Source organism: Gilvimarinus sp. 1_MG-2023, assembly GCF_030548285.1.
The window spans coordinates 1-234 of the sequence record NZ_JAUOSC010001788.1 but is presented as its reverse complement, the minus strand read 5'-3'; the positions used below and the strand labels follow the sequence as shown (position 1 = coordinate 234).

At 49.1% G+C, this 234-nt stretch carries 1 protein-coding gene; it reads right to left on the bottom strand.

Annotated features, from left to right (window positions below; all coding sequences use genetic code 11):
- On the bottom strand, positions 1-234 hold a 234-nt coding region (locus tag Q4563_RS22860), incomplete at both ends, for an NAD(P)-binding protein (protein WP_303606182.1).

Here is a 234-nt window from a genome sequence, read left to right as displayed (position 1 = left end):
TAATTACACTATTTTCCAAAATAAACTCGGGGATACCAAACGTAAGTAGGCCGCCAATTTCAGTGTAGCGATCAAAGACAACAGGCTTAACTCCGCTACGTACCAGTACGTCGGCACAACCAAGGCCGGAAGGGCCGGCACCTATAATGGCGACCTTTTTAACGGTCCAGGTCACAAACGACAAATACGGGCGCCAACCCATGGCGAACGCGGTATCGGTAATGTATTTTTCCG